Raw genomic sequence first — 15,176 nt, forward strand, 5'->3', positions numbered from 1 at the left:
GTTACAGCACCTGTGCTGTTTGTGAAGATAGTAAACTGTACCAACCTGCAACAGTTGGACGTTCTGCTAAATGTGCAAAAGTGATTTCTTTCCCTTCACGACGCCACTTCTCTACTAAACTCATAATTCTGACCGAATCAAGCCCTCTATTTAATAAGTCCTCATCAATATCAATACTCTCTACTGGCTCACGAAGTAGTTGTGCAACTAGTTCATGCACTTCCTGTATAGTGATTCCTTCACTCTCATCATCTTTTACACTTTGTAAATCGTTTAACAGTAGGTTTGTTGATGTCGTTACTGCACATCTATTAGATGCATACTCCAATGCTTGTTTATGATGCTCTAGTGAAAAATCAGCAACTGCATCTGCTACAAAGAACGGCTCTATACCATCCATAAATGCTTCACAAGCTGTTAAAAGACAGCCAATATGCGCATAAATACCGCAAATAATGAGTTGATCTTTTCCTTGTTCATTTAAAATTTCTAATAGATTTGTCTTTTTAAATGCACTATATCTCCATTTTGTGAGGAATATATCATCCTCATCAGGAGTAAGTTCATCAACAATTTTCTTTTTATCTGGTCCAGCAGGAATACCGTCACCCCAAAAGTCTTGTAATAAACCTCTTTGTTCTAACGTTTGTCCACCAGGTTGCGCTGTATAAACAACTGGTATACCAAGTTGTTTACATTTTTCTCTTATCATTTTAATATTTGAAATAAGTTCTACTTTTGGTGATTCTTTATCGCTATATACATCAAGAAAATATTCTTGCATGTCATGAATTAAAAGTACTGCACGTTTCGGATCTGGTGTCCAATTCACTTTATTTTTTGGTAGTTCTGATTCAATTGGCATTTTATATACTGAAATAGATGGGATAGCCATCTAATCACTTCCTTCCGGTTTTTATTATTGTTTTACTGTAATAAGTTTTTCAGCAATGACTTTACGTAGTTCTTTTTTGCTGACTTTTCCGACTCCTGTTTGCGGGAATGATTCAATAAATTCAATTCGATCTGGAATTTTATAAGCCGCTATACCACGTTCTCTTAAAAACATTTTTAATTCACTTACTGCCGGAACTTGTCCGCGAGCTATAACAAAAGCACAGGTGCGTTCACCTAAATAATCGTCAGGCATAGATACGATTGCTACGTCATGGATCGCATCGTGTGCTAATAGATGATTTTCAACTTCTTCCGCAGCAACTTTCTCACCACCGCGGTTAATTTGATCTTTATCTCTTCCTTCTACAATGATGTATCCTTGTTCATTTACTTTTACAAGATCACCTGTGCGATAAAAGCCATCCTTTGTAAATGATCGTGCATTATGCTCTTCGGCTTTATAGTAACCACGAATTGTATATGGACCTCGTGTTAATAAACTACCTACTTCGCCCGGTTGTACATCGTTGTCATTTTCATCAACAACTCGTACTTCATCGAGTGCAGACATCGGTCTACCTTGTGTATGAATAATAATTTCTTCCGGATCGTCTAATCTTGTATAGTTCACTAATCCTTCCGCCATACCGAATACTTGCTGTAACGTACATCCAAATGTAGGACGTATACGTTTTGCAACCTCAGCGCTAAACTTAGCACCACCTACTTGCATAACCTCTAGGCTTGATAAATCGGCATTACGAGAAGATGCAGCATCAAGCCAAATCATTGCTAATGGCGGAACAAGCGCTGTAATTGTAACTTTTTCTTTTTCGATAAGAGCAAAGGCCTCATCTGGACTACCACCAGTTGCCAATACCACTTTTCCACCCGCATAGAAAGTTCCAAATGTCCCTGGAGAACTCATTGGGTAATTGTGTGCTACTGGAAGAACTGCCATATAGACGCTTTCTGCATTCAAATTACAAATTTCAGCGCTAACACGTAAACTATAAATATAGTCATCATGTGTTCTAGGAATTAATTTAGAAAGACCTGTTGTGCCTCCTGATAATTGGAGAAATGCAACATCACTTGGCTGAACTTCTGGTAATGAGACGGGATCCATATACAGATCATTTATGTTCACAAACTCTTCTTCTTCTCCCACTACAATTACATGTTGTAAAGTTGGCACTTTCTCTTTCACTTCTCTTGCTAGTTTTCGATAATCAAAACCGAGAGCCTTATCTGAAATAACGTAAGCGCTCGCCTCGCCAAACTCACAAAAATAACTAATTTCACTGCTTCGATGTGAAGGTAGTGCAAAGACAGGAAGCGCTCCAATTCGAAATAGTGCAAAACATATTTCGAAAAACTCGATAATGTTAGGTAACTGGATTACAACTCTGTCCTCTTTCTTTATTCCTAAATTCAGTAAACCTGCTGCTAAACGATCTACCTTTTTATTAAGTTCACTATATGTTATATGCTTCTTACCACTTACAACCGCGATTCGATCTCCATATTTCTCAGCCCGCTCTCTTAACACTCCTCCAAATGTTTCACCAAGCCAACATCCTGCTTCTCGGTAACGATCGGCAAATTCTTTTGGCCATTCTGTATAACCTACTAGCATTCTTTCTTCCCCCTATTTTTCATTAAGTGAACTATCTCTTAACCCTAAAGCTTTTAGCATTGTTTGGAACTTAGCTGATGTTTCTGCTAACTCATCTTCTGGTTTTGACTCAGCAACAACTCCAGCTCCTGCATATAAACGAAGTGTATTTTCTTGTACTTCAGCACAACGAATTGTAACAATCCATTCTCCATCTCCATTTAAATCGCTCCATCCTAGCATTCCTGTAAAGAACTCGCGGTCAAATGGCTCAATATGCTGTATAGCTTCTCTTGCTTTTTCCATCGGAGTTCCGCAAACTGCTGGCGTAGGATGAAGGGCAATTGCTAATTGTAAAGAAGAAGTATTTGGATCCTTAAGTTCACCTTTCACTTCTGTAGACAAATGCCACATCGCTTCACTATGAATAACTGATGGCTTTTCTGGAACATGTAATGTATGACAATACGGACGAAGTGCAGCGGCAACCGCTTCAACTACTACCGCATGTTCATGTAAATCTTTTGGCGAAGAAAGTAATTCCTCTGCTCTTCTTTTATCTTCTACTGGGTCCTCACTACGTGGCCTTGAACCAGCTAACGGGTTAGAAATAACTTGCATACCATTACGTGAAACAAGTAATTCAGGGCTTGCTCCAATTAGCGTCTTACTGTTCTCTTTTTCATCTTTCGGTAAATTTACAGCAAATGTATAACCATGCTTATTATGCTCTGCTAATTCTCGCAGAAGTTTTTGCTTATCAATCTTTTCGGAAGATTTAACATCTAACGATCTGGATAGAACGATTTTCTTTAAATCACCGTCCTGTATTTTTTCAATTCCTTGCTTCACACCATTCATATAAACTTCAGGGTCTGGCACTGGTGTCATTTCAAATGTTACATTCTCATTTGTTTCAAGCTGATTTGTTGTATCCAATTGTAAACGCTCAGAAATTCTGCTATATTCTGGTACGATGAGTTGGACTTCTTTTCTACGATCAAATGGCAAAGCACCCACAACGATAGGATTTGGATTTCCAGCTTGTTTCGCATTACTTAATGTCGCTTGCACAAGCTCTGGGAAACTTTCAATTTCACGATGCTTTACTGTAGTAAACTCTCCTTCTGCTAATATCGTTCGAGTTGGTGAAGCGAAAAAGAATGAAGATTCAGTCTTATAATCTTCTAAAAGTTTTTCTGACAATTCCTTTACAGCTATATGTTCATTCATAATATAATAACCTCCTGAATTTTTATTAAACTCCTAACGTAGCACCGCCATCAACACATAAATTGTGCATTGTAATATGACTTGCTCTATCTGAGGCTAAAAATAACACTGCTTCAGCAACTTCTGAAGGTTGTGCAATTTTTTGTAATGGAATTCCGAGTCTATATGTATTTTGAGAACCAGCAATTATATTTTTAGCTCCATTCTCATCAGCCCATAGTAATCTTTGCATCTCAGTTTCAGTAGAACCTGGAGAAACTAAGTTGCAGCGTATATTGTATGCCGCAAGCTCTAGTCCTAAACATTTCATAAACATCGTCGTTGCGGCCTTTGACGCAGCATACGCAGCCATCTCCATTCTTGGCGTATTTGCCGCATTTGAACCGACTGTAACAATTGCCCCCGATTTTCTTAACATCATATTTTTACTTACCGCTCGGGACATATTGAAAACCCCTGTCGTATTTACAGAGAATGTTTTATTCCAATCTTCATCACTTAACGAATGAATTGGTCCCATACGTAAAACCCCTGCAACATTTATTAAAATATCTATTGGCGCTATTTCATTTGCAATATGATTTACCATGTCTTCAACAGCGGCGCTATCACTCACATCTAAACGAAACGTTTTCATACGTGTATTGTTTAATTCATTTTGATTTAAGAGTACATTTAACCCCTCTTCATTTTGATCAACCGCAATAACTGTGGCTCCTCTTTCTAAAAACATTTTGGCAACGACACTGCCTATGCCTTGTGCTGCACCTGTTACTAAAACTGTTTTCCCATCAAATTCCCCTAAGTTCATTTTCTCTATCCTTTCACATAAACATTAATTTCATTAAGTAACACCAATGATATTGATTTTCATTATCAGTTGTGTTGTAAAAAATAATACACTTACTAAACTAATTGGTCAAGTGCGCATTACTTTAAAATCCATTTTATTGATAATGTTTTTCATTTAACATCTTACACCGAAATGATAATGTTTCTCAATAAACTTGTCAATCTTTTTTTATTTTTCAGATAAACCATTTTAATGCTTCTTAATAAAATCATATGTAAACGCATTAAAAGTACTTATATTATAAATAAAATTCAAAGTCCTCTTTTTAAAATTGAAGAAACTAAACTAGAGATACGTTCATTTACAATGCTTTATGAAAAACTCAAGTATATATTTTCTCAATATTTTTCTGAAAATATATCTTACAAATACTAATGAATGTCTTTTTTGTCATTTAAGATTTAATATATATTTCGAATACGATGTATCAATTTATTGTATTTCAATATAATCCAAATAGGCATTTCACTCACTTTTACATCTATGAAAATCATAAAAGTAATTTAACCTTGTTAAAATAACTCATAAAAAAAGCATCCTAATTAATAGAATAGGATGCTTTTTCGTAATCATATTGTTATAGAAGATTTATATACTTATGCTACGCTGCGATACTCTTCTTCTTTTTCTTTTTTCTGCTTAGGTGCTTGAATTAAAATTGCGATAATGAATGACACGACACATAATACACCTATTACCATGAACGTTGGTTTGAATCCACCTAGAAGTGCACCGATAAAGGAACCTGCAAGCGCCCCAAATCCAAATCCTTGATACACAATTCCGTAGTTCTTACTATGGTTTTTCATACCGAAGAAATCACCAACAATAGCTGGGAAAATAGTGATATTTCCACCAAAGCAAAACGCTACACTTGCTACACATACGAAGTAAATACCATAATTTAAATCTACAAAACTTAGAACTAAGACTGAACTCGCCATAACAACAAAAGTACCAGTAACGATTTTTAAACGCCCAATTTTATCCGATAACGGTCCTAAAATGATACGACCTAATGTATTGAAGATTGCAACCATAGCCACCGCATTAGCTGCTGTTGCTGCGCTAAGTCCTACAAGTTGAACACCAATGTCTTTTACCATACCAATTAAGTATAAGCCACTCATACATGATGTAAATAACATGATAAATAATAAGTATACTTGTTTTGTGCCTAACATTTCTTTCGTTGTGTATTCCTCAGTTTTTGTTTCATGAACTGCTCCTTGATCTGCAGCTTGATGGATTAAACAAGCACCAATTACAATCATAGCTGTAACAATTAAACCCCAGTATATAAATGCTTGGGATACACCAACTGATTCAATCAACTGTGCGTTAACGTATTTAAAGATTAAGCTACCTGAACCATATGCAGAGACAGAAATACCAGCAATTAAACCTTTACGCTCTGGAAACCACTTTATTAAATTTGATAGTGAAGTGATATATGCTGTACCATCTGCATAACCTACAACAACTCCCGCTAGTACATAAAGTAATATTAGTGAGGATGCTTGTGAACTAAATATTAATCCTAGTCCTAATGCTAATCCAGCTATCATAATAAGTTTACGAAGTCCCCATTTTTCTTGCAATTTACTCGCAAATAAAGTTGAAAATGCTAAAGAAAGACTAGTAATTGAGAAAGTTATCGCAACAGCGTTAAGACTCCAACCATATTTACTAACTAAAGGCTGATTGAATAAACTCCATGTATATATCGTCCCAAGCCCCATTTGTACTATAACTGTGCCAAGGACAACAAGCCATGGATTAACAGTTGATTTTTTCATACCTTTCCGCCTCCTCTTTCTATTTCAATGCTATTCGCTAAATTTACTTTTTTTATGTTCATTTTGGTCACCTCTTTTGATTTAACACCTTCATTGTATAAGATGTTTTTGTTTATGTAAGCACTTACAAGACAGAGCGTCAAAAACGTAGAATCAGTTACAAAAAACGAAGGATGAAATACAAAAAACTACTGATTAAATACAATAGAAAAATTTTTTATACTTCAATCCACCTTATTTTTTATAAAATCACAAATTTTTTTCCAATAAATAAAACTAAATATTCACTAATATATCTATCCGTGGTTTAATATATATAATAAAAAAATATTTCTGTCTTTAATGAGGAGGTACTATGAAAGCAAACGTAGGGGATACTATACTTTTTCAACGAAATAATTTAAAGATTACAGGATCTGTATTAAAACTTTATACTGAATCGGTCTTAGTTGAAATTACAAATGTAAGCGGTGGTACTTTTGAATTTGATCGAACAATTGTAAATCATAAAAACTATAAAGTTTTAAATACAAATACATAAAACAACACAAAATAGCCCCTGCTCAACAGCAGGGGCTATTTTATATAAAAATATTTCACTAGTTTATATACCCTAAAACATTAACAATCTTACTCGCTTTTAAATTGTTAATATGATAATAAATTTCTAAACCTCTTCTCTCTGCTCGTAACACTTTACCCTTCATTTTTGATAAATGTTGTGAAACAGTAGATTGCGGAATATTCAGTAACTCTGTTAATTGTGTTACATTACAAGTTTTTCTCGTACTTAATTCATTTACAATTTGCAGTCGGATTGGATGCGCCATAATTTTTAAAATATCTACATCTTCTTCTGAAACTAAAGTTTTTCTCATTTCACTCGTATATGTTGTCATAAGACATTCCCCTTTTATATGAATTCCATATTCATAAGATCTATTTCCAAATTTTTTAAAACCCTTGATTAAAACTTTTATATAGAAATAAAAGGATTTTAAATTTTTGAAAACAGAACTTACATTCACTTTATTTATTTATTTGGTACATATACATAATACAATGTTAATATGTGCTCTATGTGAAGTTCACATAAATTTATGATGAAGATTTACTTAGCCACTCGCATCCTACTCATCTAATTACCCACTGCATAAAATCATCAGTTATTTTAACACATTTTAGGCGTTTGTATATACTATTTATAAAACAACTTTTATAAAGGGGGGATTCATATGCCTACAGCGTTACAAGAAGAAGTCGAAGAAGCACGGGAAACATATGTCAGTCGTATCATCTTAGTTGGAGGATCCGCTTTATTTTTAGTAGGCGGAGTTATCTCAGCAATTTCAGCCTTTAAAACTTATAATCGTTTGGAGAATACGCCGCCTTCTACAGATAATTCATAGATATTTTATAAAATAAAACGTCGCCTCCAATATGAAGAGACGACGTTTTATTATTCATACATATGACACTAAAAGTATCGGTAGATTCCCTACTCCATTTTCTAAGCTTACTTCACCACAAACCTAGTCTGACTACACCCATCCTTCTGCTTCGTTACTTCTAATACAGCTGGCATTGCGTTTTTCAGCTCTTGAACGTGTGAGATGACACCGATAAATCGGCCTGATTTTTGTAAGTCAATTAAGGCATCTACCGCTTTCGTTAACGATTCTTCATCTAATGAACCGAACCCTTCATCGATGAACATCGTTTCGATGGAAATACCGCCTTCATATGCTTGAATGACATCTGCCATTCCTAGCGCTAGGCAAAGTGATGCGTTAAATTTCTCTCCACCGGATAGTGTTTTTACATCGCGTGTTTGGCCAGTGTATGCATCGTACACATCTAAACCTAATCCACTTTGACGGTTTCTTTTTTCAACTCGCTCACTTCGTTTTAAATAAAATTGTCCATTTGATAATTTACGTAGTCGTTCGTTTGCGATTTGAACAATTTGTTCTAAATACTCAATTAAGATGTAACGTTCAAATGATATACGACTTTCGTTATCACCTTTCATTACTTCATATAAATCAACAAGTTCTTGGAAGGCTTTTTCTTCCTCGTGAATTTGTTCGTCAATACGTCTAATGTTTTCATGTAAATCAGAAATATATGTTACCGCATTTTGCGCACGTTGACGTTTTTCTTTAATGATATCGAGATTAATTTCTAGTTCTTTTATGTGTTCACCTAAAGATGTAATATCCATATACTCTTTATCTTTTAATTCTGAGTTTAACTCTTCAATTTGTTTTGCAAGCACTTCAAGCGATGAATAATAACCTTGAATTTCTTTTTGTAACATCTCCATCTCGGGATCGCTTAATTTGGCTTTTTTATACGTGAATTCATCTGTAAACCCGCTTTGTTCTAGCTCTTTCATAAAGCGTGCGAAAGTCTCTTCTTTCTTTAATTTTGCACTTTCAAATTGATTAGAAGCACCTTTTTGTTCTGCTTGAATACGTATATTTTCATTTTGCCAATGCTGATACGCTTCCTGCACTTTCTTCCATTCGTCCTCCATTAACCTAAGTTCCTGCATAGCTTGGTCAAACTGTGCTTTCCAAGCTTGTACTGTTTGTAAGTTTTCTGGAATATTTCGTTTATCATGTTCATATGACGTACGAAGTTGCATACACTCCATTTCTGTACGGTGCTGCATTGTTTCCAATTCTCGTTTTTGTTTCTGAAGTTCTTCTATTTTTTCTTCTACGCTTTTCATGTTCGCAGTAATCTGCTTACGTGTTTCTTCACTTGCTTTTAACGTATTCACGTCTGCAGCTAATTGTTTTCCTTTTTGAACAAGTGCACTATATGTTTCAGCTAATTTTTCCGAATTGTAGCCGCGCTTCACAACTTCTTCTATCACTTGTTCATATTGTAGTCGATAGAAATTCCATTTCTCCTCTACTTGCACATGTAATTTTTCAGCAATGTTCTTCTTATCTCTTAAATCGTTTAACTCTCTTTCATCGATCACATTACTTTGCTCTGTAGCTTTTTGCGGATGATTCGTACTACCACATACCGGACAAGATTCACCGTCATGTAAATGAAGAGCTAATATACCAGCTTGTTCACTTAACCAGCGGCGCTCCATGTTTTCATATGCACGAACTGCCACTTGCATTTTATTAGTTGTCGCTTCTTTTTCTTGCTCGAATTTTTGTTTTTCTTGCCAAACATCATATGCTTGTTTTAAAACTTTTGCATCTTCTCGCATATTCGTTAGTTCTTCCACTTTAGCTACATATTGCTCAAGTGCTTGTTCTAATTGCTGCAATTCATCAGACATTCTCTGTTTTTGGTTTGTATGCTCTTCTAGTTGTTGATCTAACTTTTGCATACTTTCTTTTAATTTCCCTATTTGAATTTCGGCATTTTGTAAATTCAGCTTTCTCTCAGCTAATGATTCAATGATCGCTTGTAACTCTTCTAATCTTTGAACAAGCTTTTTAGCATCTTCTCTTTCAGCTTCTTTATTCTTTACTACTTCATACTTCTCCTTAGCAAGTTCAAAGCTGTTCATTATCTGTTCTTGTTTGACGATTATCTGTTTTAACAAACTTTCAGCTTTCTGCTCATTTTCCATCGCTTCTTCATACCATTGTTCAAATGGTAATAAGCGCTTTGCTTGTTCCGCACGTTTAAAGGATTTTTCTTTCCTTTCAATTGCTGCACGGTTCTCTTGTAAATTGTTATATTTCTCATTCTTTTGTTGTAAATCTATAAATTTCTCATTTACAGATTTTGCTGCATGAAAACGTGTTTCTGCATCCTTTAATTGCTTCGTTTGAACATCTTGTTCTACTTGTAATTGCTCAACCTCTGCCTTATACACGGTTGTTTCTTGTTCTAACGCTACTACTACTTGATGCGTATTTACATGTTCTTGTGCCACTAATGTCTCTAATAATGCTCCATCACGGATTGGTAATTTAAAAACATTACGGAAATAGAGCTCTCTCTCTTTTTGTTTTTCTTGCAAGACGTCTTTCCATTGTTTTCTCTTTTGATCAAGTAACTCACGCATTAATTTATAACGATCCGTTTTAAAAATACGACGTAAAATCTCTTCTTTGTTTTCCGTCTCAGATGTTAATAGTTTTCGGAATTCCCCTTGGGGTAACATAACAATTTGGCTAAATTGATGTTTACTTAACCCAATTAAATCTTCCACTTTTTTGTTTACGTCTGTTACATGAAAACGATCGACGGCTGGAACGTTTTCTCCATCAATAACTTCATATAATTCTACTGCATGTCCTGTAATGGTCTTATTCCCTTGTTTTTTATGTCCAAGTTGTCGTTTTATTTCATAGCGTTTCCCTTTTAACTGAAAGGTTAATTCAACACTTGTATAAACATTATCATCAGCAAATTGACTTCGAAGCATGCTCGTATCACTACGTTCTTCTCCACTAGCCTCACCATATAACACATAACAAATCGCATCAAAAATCGTTGTTTTTCCAGCTCCTGTATTCCCAGAAATAGCGAAAATACGATGTTCTCCAAGATCTTCAAAATCGATTATTTCTTTCTGTTTATATGGTCCGAATGCTGTCATAATAAGCTGAATCGGTCTCATCCTCGTTCACCTTCCCGTTCTTGCACTGTTTGTAATACATCTATAAATAGGCGTTCTTTCTCTTCTGATAAATCTAACCCTTTCATTTCTTTATAGAAAGCCTTTAAAAGAGATAAATCATCCGTTTTATGTCTTGAAACAGTTACTTCATTTGTATCTGTGAGTTCTCGTCTTTGCATCGCTCTTTCAACGTGCATTGCATTTGGATATACAGATCGTATTTTCTCCATCGGCTGTAAGACAGGGTTTTCGTCTAATAATTTTACAAATACGTAATCTTCACTTACTGGGTGCTGTAATAATTCATCTATTTTCGCTTCTACTGTTCGCATTTTACGACGTGGTGAAAGTAATCTTTTTTCAATTGCTACTTCACCAGTTTCATTCAGTTCTACAATGTAATAACCTTTTTTATGTTTCTCTTCAGAAATTGAATAGGCAAGTGGTGAACCTGAATATCGAATCGTCTCATTACGTACGAAATGCGCTTGATGTAAATGTCCAAGCGCTGTGTAATGAAACTTATCAAAATAATGACTATTTACATATTCAGCACCACCAATTGAAAGTGGTCGTTCTGCATCACTTGTATTCTCCTCCGCTTCTCCTGAAGAAGTTACAAATGCATGTCCAACAAATACATGTCTAGCTTCTTTATCCATCGTTTCAGAGAGCTCATTCATAAAAATGCGCATCGCATCATCATGAGAACGTACGTCTTCATTTTTCAACACGTGCCTCACTATGCTTGGGTCTGCATACGGTATTAGATGGAAGTGAACCTCTCCATATTCATCATTTAGTACAACAGGTTCATACGGGAATTGAAATTGACCTGCAATATGTAATCCTTGTTTTTTCATTAAACTACTTCCAAAATGGATACGATCCGGACTATCATGATTACCAGCTACCGCAATAACTGGTGTTTGCAAATCAATAACTATTTTTTGCAGCACATCATTTAATAAGTCTACTGCTTCTGTAGGTGGAATTGCTCGGTCATATAAATCCCCTGCAATAATTACAGCATCTGGTTTTTCTTCTTCAACAGCCTGTACAAACTGATCTAATACAATCTTTTGGTCTTCAGTCATATACACGCCATGAACAAGCTTACCTAAATGCCAATCCGCTGTATGAAATAACTTCATATTTTTCTACTCCTTTTAATTTACTGATTTTAGTGAAACGAGTTGATAGTTTATTGTAGTTTTTCCGTTCTCCCACTCTAGCTTCAATATCGTTGCACTTCCAATTCTTTCTTCATTTGATTTATATAAAGGCAATATTTCTTGAACTGTAAATAAGTGATAGCCATCCAATATTAATTGAAATATATTTTCTTCAATATGTAATCTTACTTCTTTTTCATTTGAAATAATTTTTGTGTGCATCTCAAATTTCATGATAGATACAACCCCTTTTTATAATCTCTACATTTTAATAGTATAGTGGCTATGCAAGATTGACAAGTACATACACAGCAAAGTACACACTTTTCTATTGTTATATACTTCATGTATTTTATATAAAATACGGTATGTGAAATTTTATATTTTCCCCAAAATAAAAATGCCTATTATGACATCTTTATTTTTGTATAAAGTCTTTCATTACATAATATAAAACGGTAATTAAGACGATTGCGACGAAAAATGAGAACACTGCGACAATGTAGCCATCTTTATTTAATAAAATACAGAATGAAATAGATATTATAAAAATCGGAAATACGAGACGTACTTTATCCTTCACTTCTTCTGTCGTATCTGTATGATGAAAATACTGCGTTATTCCTATCATTAAAAAAGACAAAATAATAACCGACAATAGTAAAGGTCCTGGCATTCCGATTTCTCCTTTCTCTATTTCTAATTCAGTGTAAAATTTTTTATTACAATTGTACGATTTATTTTTTCTTCAAACACACTTTTAGAATTGATAATGAACATTTCACACCTATATAATAGCGCTTTTATCATTATAACTTCAAATAATTACACTTACAGTAATGTTGTAATATTCCCCCTCAGTCTCTGAAATCCTGCAAAGATAACTCGTCAAAATATGCAGTGACCAAATTAATATTTACCGTCAACTTTTGACAAAATTTATAAAGGACATTTCAGTACATATCAAGAATTAAGAATAAGAAGATATGTAAGGGAGGATGCATTATGACTGAACAAGTTTTATTTTCTGTTAGTGAAAACGGCGTTGCGACAATTACTTTAAACCGTCCAAAAGCACTTAATTCTTTATCTTATGACATGTTACAGCCTATCGGACAAAAACTTAAAGAGTGGGAACACAATGAGCGTATTGCACTTATCGTGTTAAAAGGAGCTGGCACAAAAGGTTTTTGTGCAGGCGGCGACATTAAAACTCTTTATGAAGCACGTTCCAATGAAGTGGCATTGCAACATGCAGAACGTTTTTTTGAAGAAGAGTATGAAATTGATACATATATTTATCAATATACAAAACCGATTATTGCTTGTTTAGATGGAATTGTAATGGGCGGTGGTGTCGGTCTTACAAATGGTGCGAAGTATCGCATTGTAACTGAGCGTACGAAATGGGCAATGCCAGAGATGAATATCGGCTTCTTCCCAGACGTCGGAGCTGCATATTTCTTAAATAAAACGCCTGGATATACAGGACGATTCGTTGCTTTAACAGCATCTATTTTAAAAGCTTCTGACGTATTATTTATTAATGCTGCTGATTACTTTATGACATCTGATTCATTACCAAAGTTTCTTACTGAACTTGAAAGTGTAAATTGGCATAAAGAAGATGATGTACATACTAATTTAAAAGAAGTTATTCGTACATTTGCAACTGCTCCAAACTTAGAAAGCGAGCTCGCTCCTTCATTAGAAGTAATCAATTCACATTTTGCTTTCGATACAATTGAAGAAATCATCCATTCATTGGAGAAAGATGAAAGTTCCTTTGCTCTAAAAACGAAAGAAACACTGTTATCAAAATCCCCTATTTCACTAAAAGTAACATTAAAACAGTTTATTGATGGAAAAGATAAATCCGTTGAAGAATGTTTCGCTACGGACCTTATACTTGCTAAAAATTTCATGAGACATGAAGATTTCTTCGAAGGAGTACGCTCCGTTGTCGTTGATAAAGATCAAAATCCGAATTATAAATATAAACAGTTAAGTGACGTTTCAGAAGAAGATGTGAATCGTTTCTTTAACTTACTTAATGCATAAAATGAAATTGTCATGAGGGGGTGTTTCGTTCATCCCCTACCTAACTTCTTTGCTTCAGCTAAATCTTGTGCGGTGAAAATCTTACTACCCGCAAATAGCGGTATAAAATCGAAGCTATATAGTAGTGTAATTACAGCTACTATATAGCCTTTTTTATTTAATTATTTTTAACAAAATTTAATTTTATTAAATCCATTTTTGTGCTACACTGATTTTAATCAAATATTCTAAAAATAAAAAGGAGGGGCGGCTATGATAGAAAATTATCTTCTTTTCATCATTATGTCTATTTGCCTTATCATTTTACCTGGTCCAGATACAGCAATGGCTACGAAAAATACATTGGTTGCTGGTAAAGTCGGTGGAGTGAAAACAGTGTTTGGTACATGTATTGCACTATTAATTCATACTTTAGCTGCTGTAATTGGTCTTTCTGCACTTATTGTAAAGTCAGCTCTTTTATTTTCTATTTTCAAGTACGTTGGGGCTCTATATTTAATTTATATTGGTATTAAAGCCCTTTTAGCAGTAAGAAATAAAGAAGGCATTGATACGAACGATATATCTTTAAATAATGAAGATGAACACACCTCTTGCTTTCGACAAGGGTTTCTTACGAATTTATTAAACCCTAAAGTTGCAGTATTCTTTTTAACGTTTTTACCGCAATTTTTAAATCCAAATCATAATACGTTTATCCAACTACTCGTAATGGGCCTTACTTACCTCGTTTTAACAGCCATTTGGTTCGCTTTTTATATATTTTTAATTGATAAAATTAGTGCTTTTATGAAAAAACCGAAGACGCAGCGTTATATTCAAGGGTTAACGGGAGTCGTCTTAATTGGTTTTGGTATTAAACTTGCTTTTGAAAAAAGTAATTAACAAGATGAAAACCACCACTATTAATAGTGGTGGTTTTCATTTAATAACT

The 15,176-nt window shown here is 34.5% G+C and carries 14 protein-coding genes; 4 read left to right on the forward strand and 10 right to left on the reverse strand.

Annotated features, from left to right (window positions below):
• Window position 1: 1 nt before the first annotated feature.
• From ACK1U5_RS07010 to ACK1U5_RS07030, 5 genes are all read right to left on the reverse strand, one after another.
• The gene (locus ACK1U5_RS07010; RefSeq protein ID WP_069605112.1) at window positions 2-895 is read right to left on the reverse strand and encodes an isochorismatase family protein; all 894 of its coding nucleotides are present in this window, start codon (window positions 893-895) and stop codon (window positions 2-4) included.
• A 24-nt stretch (window positions 896-919) separates the two neighbouring features.
• On the reverse strand, window positions 920-2,536 hold the full coding sequence (locus tag ACK1U5_RS07015; RefSeq protein WP_069605111.1) for a (2,3-dihydroxybenzoyl)adenylate synthase: 1,617 nt from the start codon (window positions 2,534-2,536) through the stop codon (window positions 920-922).
• Window positions 2,537-2,548: 12 nt separating this feature from the next.
• The gene (gene dhbC / locus ACK1U5_RS07020) at window positions 2,549-3,748 is read right to left on the reverse strand and encodes an isochorismate synthase DhbC (protein WP_001002075.1); all 1,200 of its coding nucleotides are present in this window, start codon (window positions 3,746-3,748) and stop codon (window positions 2,549-2,551) included.
• A 25-nt stretch (window positions 3,749-3,773) separates the two neighbouring features.
• Entirely contained in the window at window positions 3,774-4,559 is a 786-nt protein-coding gene (dhbA, locus tag ACK1U5_RS07025) for a 2,3-dihydro-2,3-dihydroxybenzoate dehydrogenase (protein ID WP_001048430.1), read from the reverse strand.
• Between the two features lie 638 nt (window positions 4,560-5,197).
• The gene (locus ACK1U5_RS07030) at window positions 5,198-6,400 is read right to left on the reverse strand and encodes an L-lactate MFS transporter (protein ID WP_000750119.1); all 1,203 of its coding nucleotides are present in this window, start codon (window positions 6,398-6,400) and stop codon (window positions 5,198-5,200) included.
• A 355-nt stretch (window positions 6,401-6,755) separates the two neighbouring features.
• Between ACK1U5_RS07030 and ACK1U5_RS07035 the strand changes: the two genes are divergently transcribed.
• A complete protein-coding gene (locus ACK1U5_RS07035) occupies window positions 6,756-6,941 on the forward strand; it encodes a YkvS family protein (RefSeq protein ID WP_000646793.1) in 186 nt (61 codons plus the stop codon).
• Window positions 6,942-6,999: 58 nt separating this feature from the next.
• On the opposite strand, the gene ACK1U5_RS07040 is transcribed toward ACK1U5_RS07035, so the two are convergent.
• On the reverse strand, window positions 7,000-7,299 hold the full coding sequence (locus tag ACK1U5_RS07040; RefSeq protein WP_000214801.1) for an ArsR/SmtB family transcription factor: 300 nt from the start codon (window positions 7,297-7,299) through the stop codon (window positions 7,000-7,002).
• Between the two features lie 336 nt (window positions 7,300-7,635).
• On the opposite strand from ACK1U5_RS07040, the gene ACK1U5_RS07045 reads away from it, so the two are divergent.
• Complete coding sequence (locus ACK1U5_RS07045; RefSeq protein WP_001141667.1) at window positions 7,636-7,809, forward strand: hypothetical protein; 174 nt, start codon at window positions 7,636-7,638, stop codon at window positions 7,807-7,809.
• A gap of 107 nt (window positions 7,810-7,916) precedes the next feature.
• Here the strand turns inward: ACK1U5_RS07045 and ACK1U5_RS07050 are convergent, their stop codons facing one another.
• The 4 genes from ACK1U5_RS07050 to ACK1U5_RS07065 all read right to left on the reverse strand — a co-directional run bounded on the left by ACK1U5_RS07050 (window position 7,917) and on the right by ACK1U5_RS07065 (window position 12,857).
• Complete coding sequence (locus ACK1U5_RS07050; RefSeq protein ID WP_069604848.1) at window positions 7,917-11,006, reverse strand: AAA family ATPase; 3,090 nt, start codon at window positions 11,004-11,006, stop codon at window positions 7,917-7,919.
• Complete coding sequence (locus ACK1U5_RS07055) at window positions 11,003-12,160, reverse strand: exonuclease SbcCD subunit D (protein WP_000765150.1); 1,158 nt, start codon at window positions 12,158-12,160, stop codon at window positions 11,003-11,005. Before ACK1U5_RS07055 ends, ACK1U5_RS07050 begins: the two co-directional genes overlap by 4 nt.
• 15 nt (window positions 12,161-12,175) lie before the next feature.
• On the reverse strand, window positions 12,176-12,415 hold the full coding sequence (locus tag ACK1U5_RS07060; protein ID WP_000667346.1) for a DUF2584 family protein: 240 nt from the start codon (window positions 12,413-12,415) through the stop codon (window positions 12,176-12,178).
• A gap of 184 nt (window positions 12,416-12,599) precedes the next feature.
• Entirely contained in the window at window positions 12,600-12,857 is a 258-nt protein-coding gene (locus ACK1U5_RS07065) for a hypothetical protein (RefSeq protein WP_001119404.1), read from the reverse strand.
• 329 nt (window positions 12,858-13,186) lie between these two features.
• Here ACK1U5_RS07065 and ACK1U5_RS07070 point away from each other — a divergent pair, with 329 nt between their 5' ends.
• Entirely contained in the window at window positions 13,187-14,242 is a 1,056-nt protein-coding gene (locus tag ACK1U5_RS07070) for an enoyl-CoA hydratase/isomerase family protein (RefSeq protein ID WP_069604849.1), read from the forward strand.
• A 252-nt stretch (window positions 14,243-14,494) separates the two neighbouring features.
• Complete coding sequence (locus tag ACK1U5_RS07075) at window positions 14,495-15,127, forward strand: LysE family translocator (protein WP_000572358.1); 633 nt, start codon at window positions 14,495-14,497, stop codon at window positions 15,125-15,127.
• Window positions 15,128-15,176: the final 49 nt, after the last annotated feature.

The organism is Bacillus sp. XB1 (assembly GCF_053557995.1).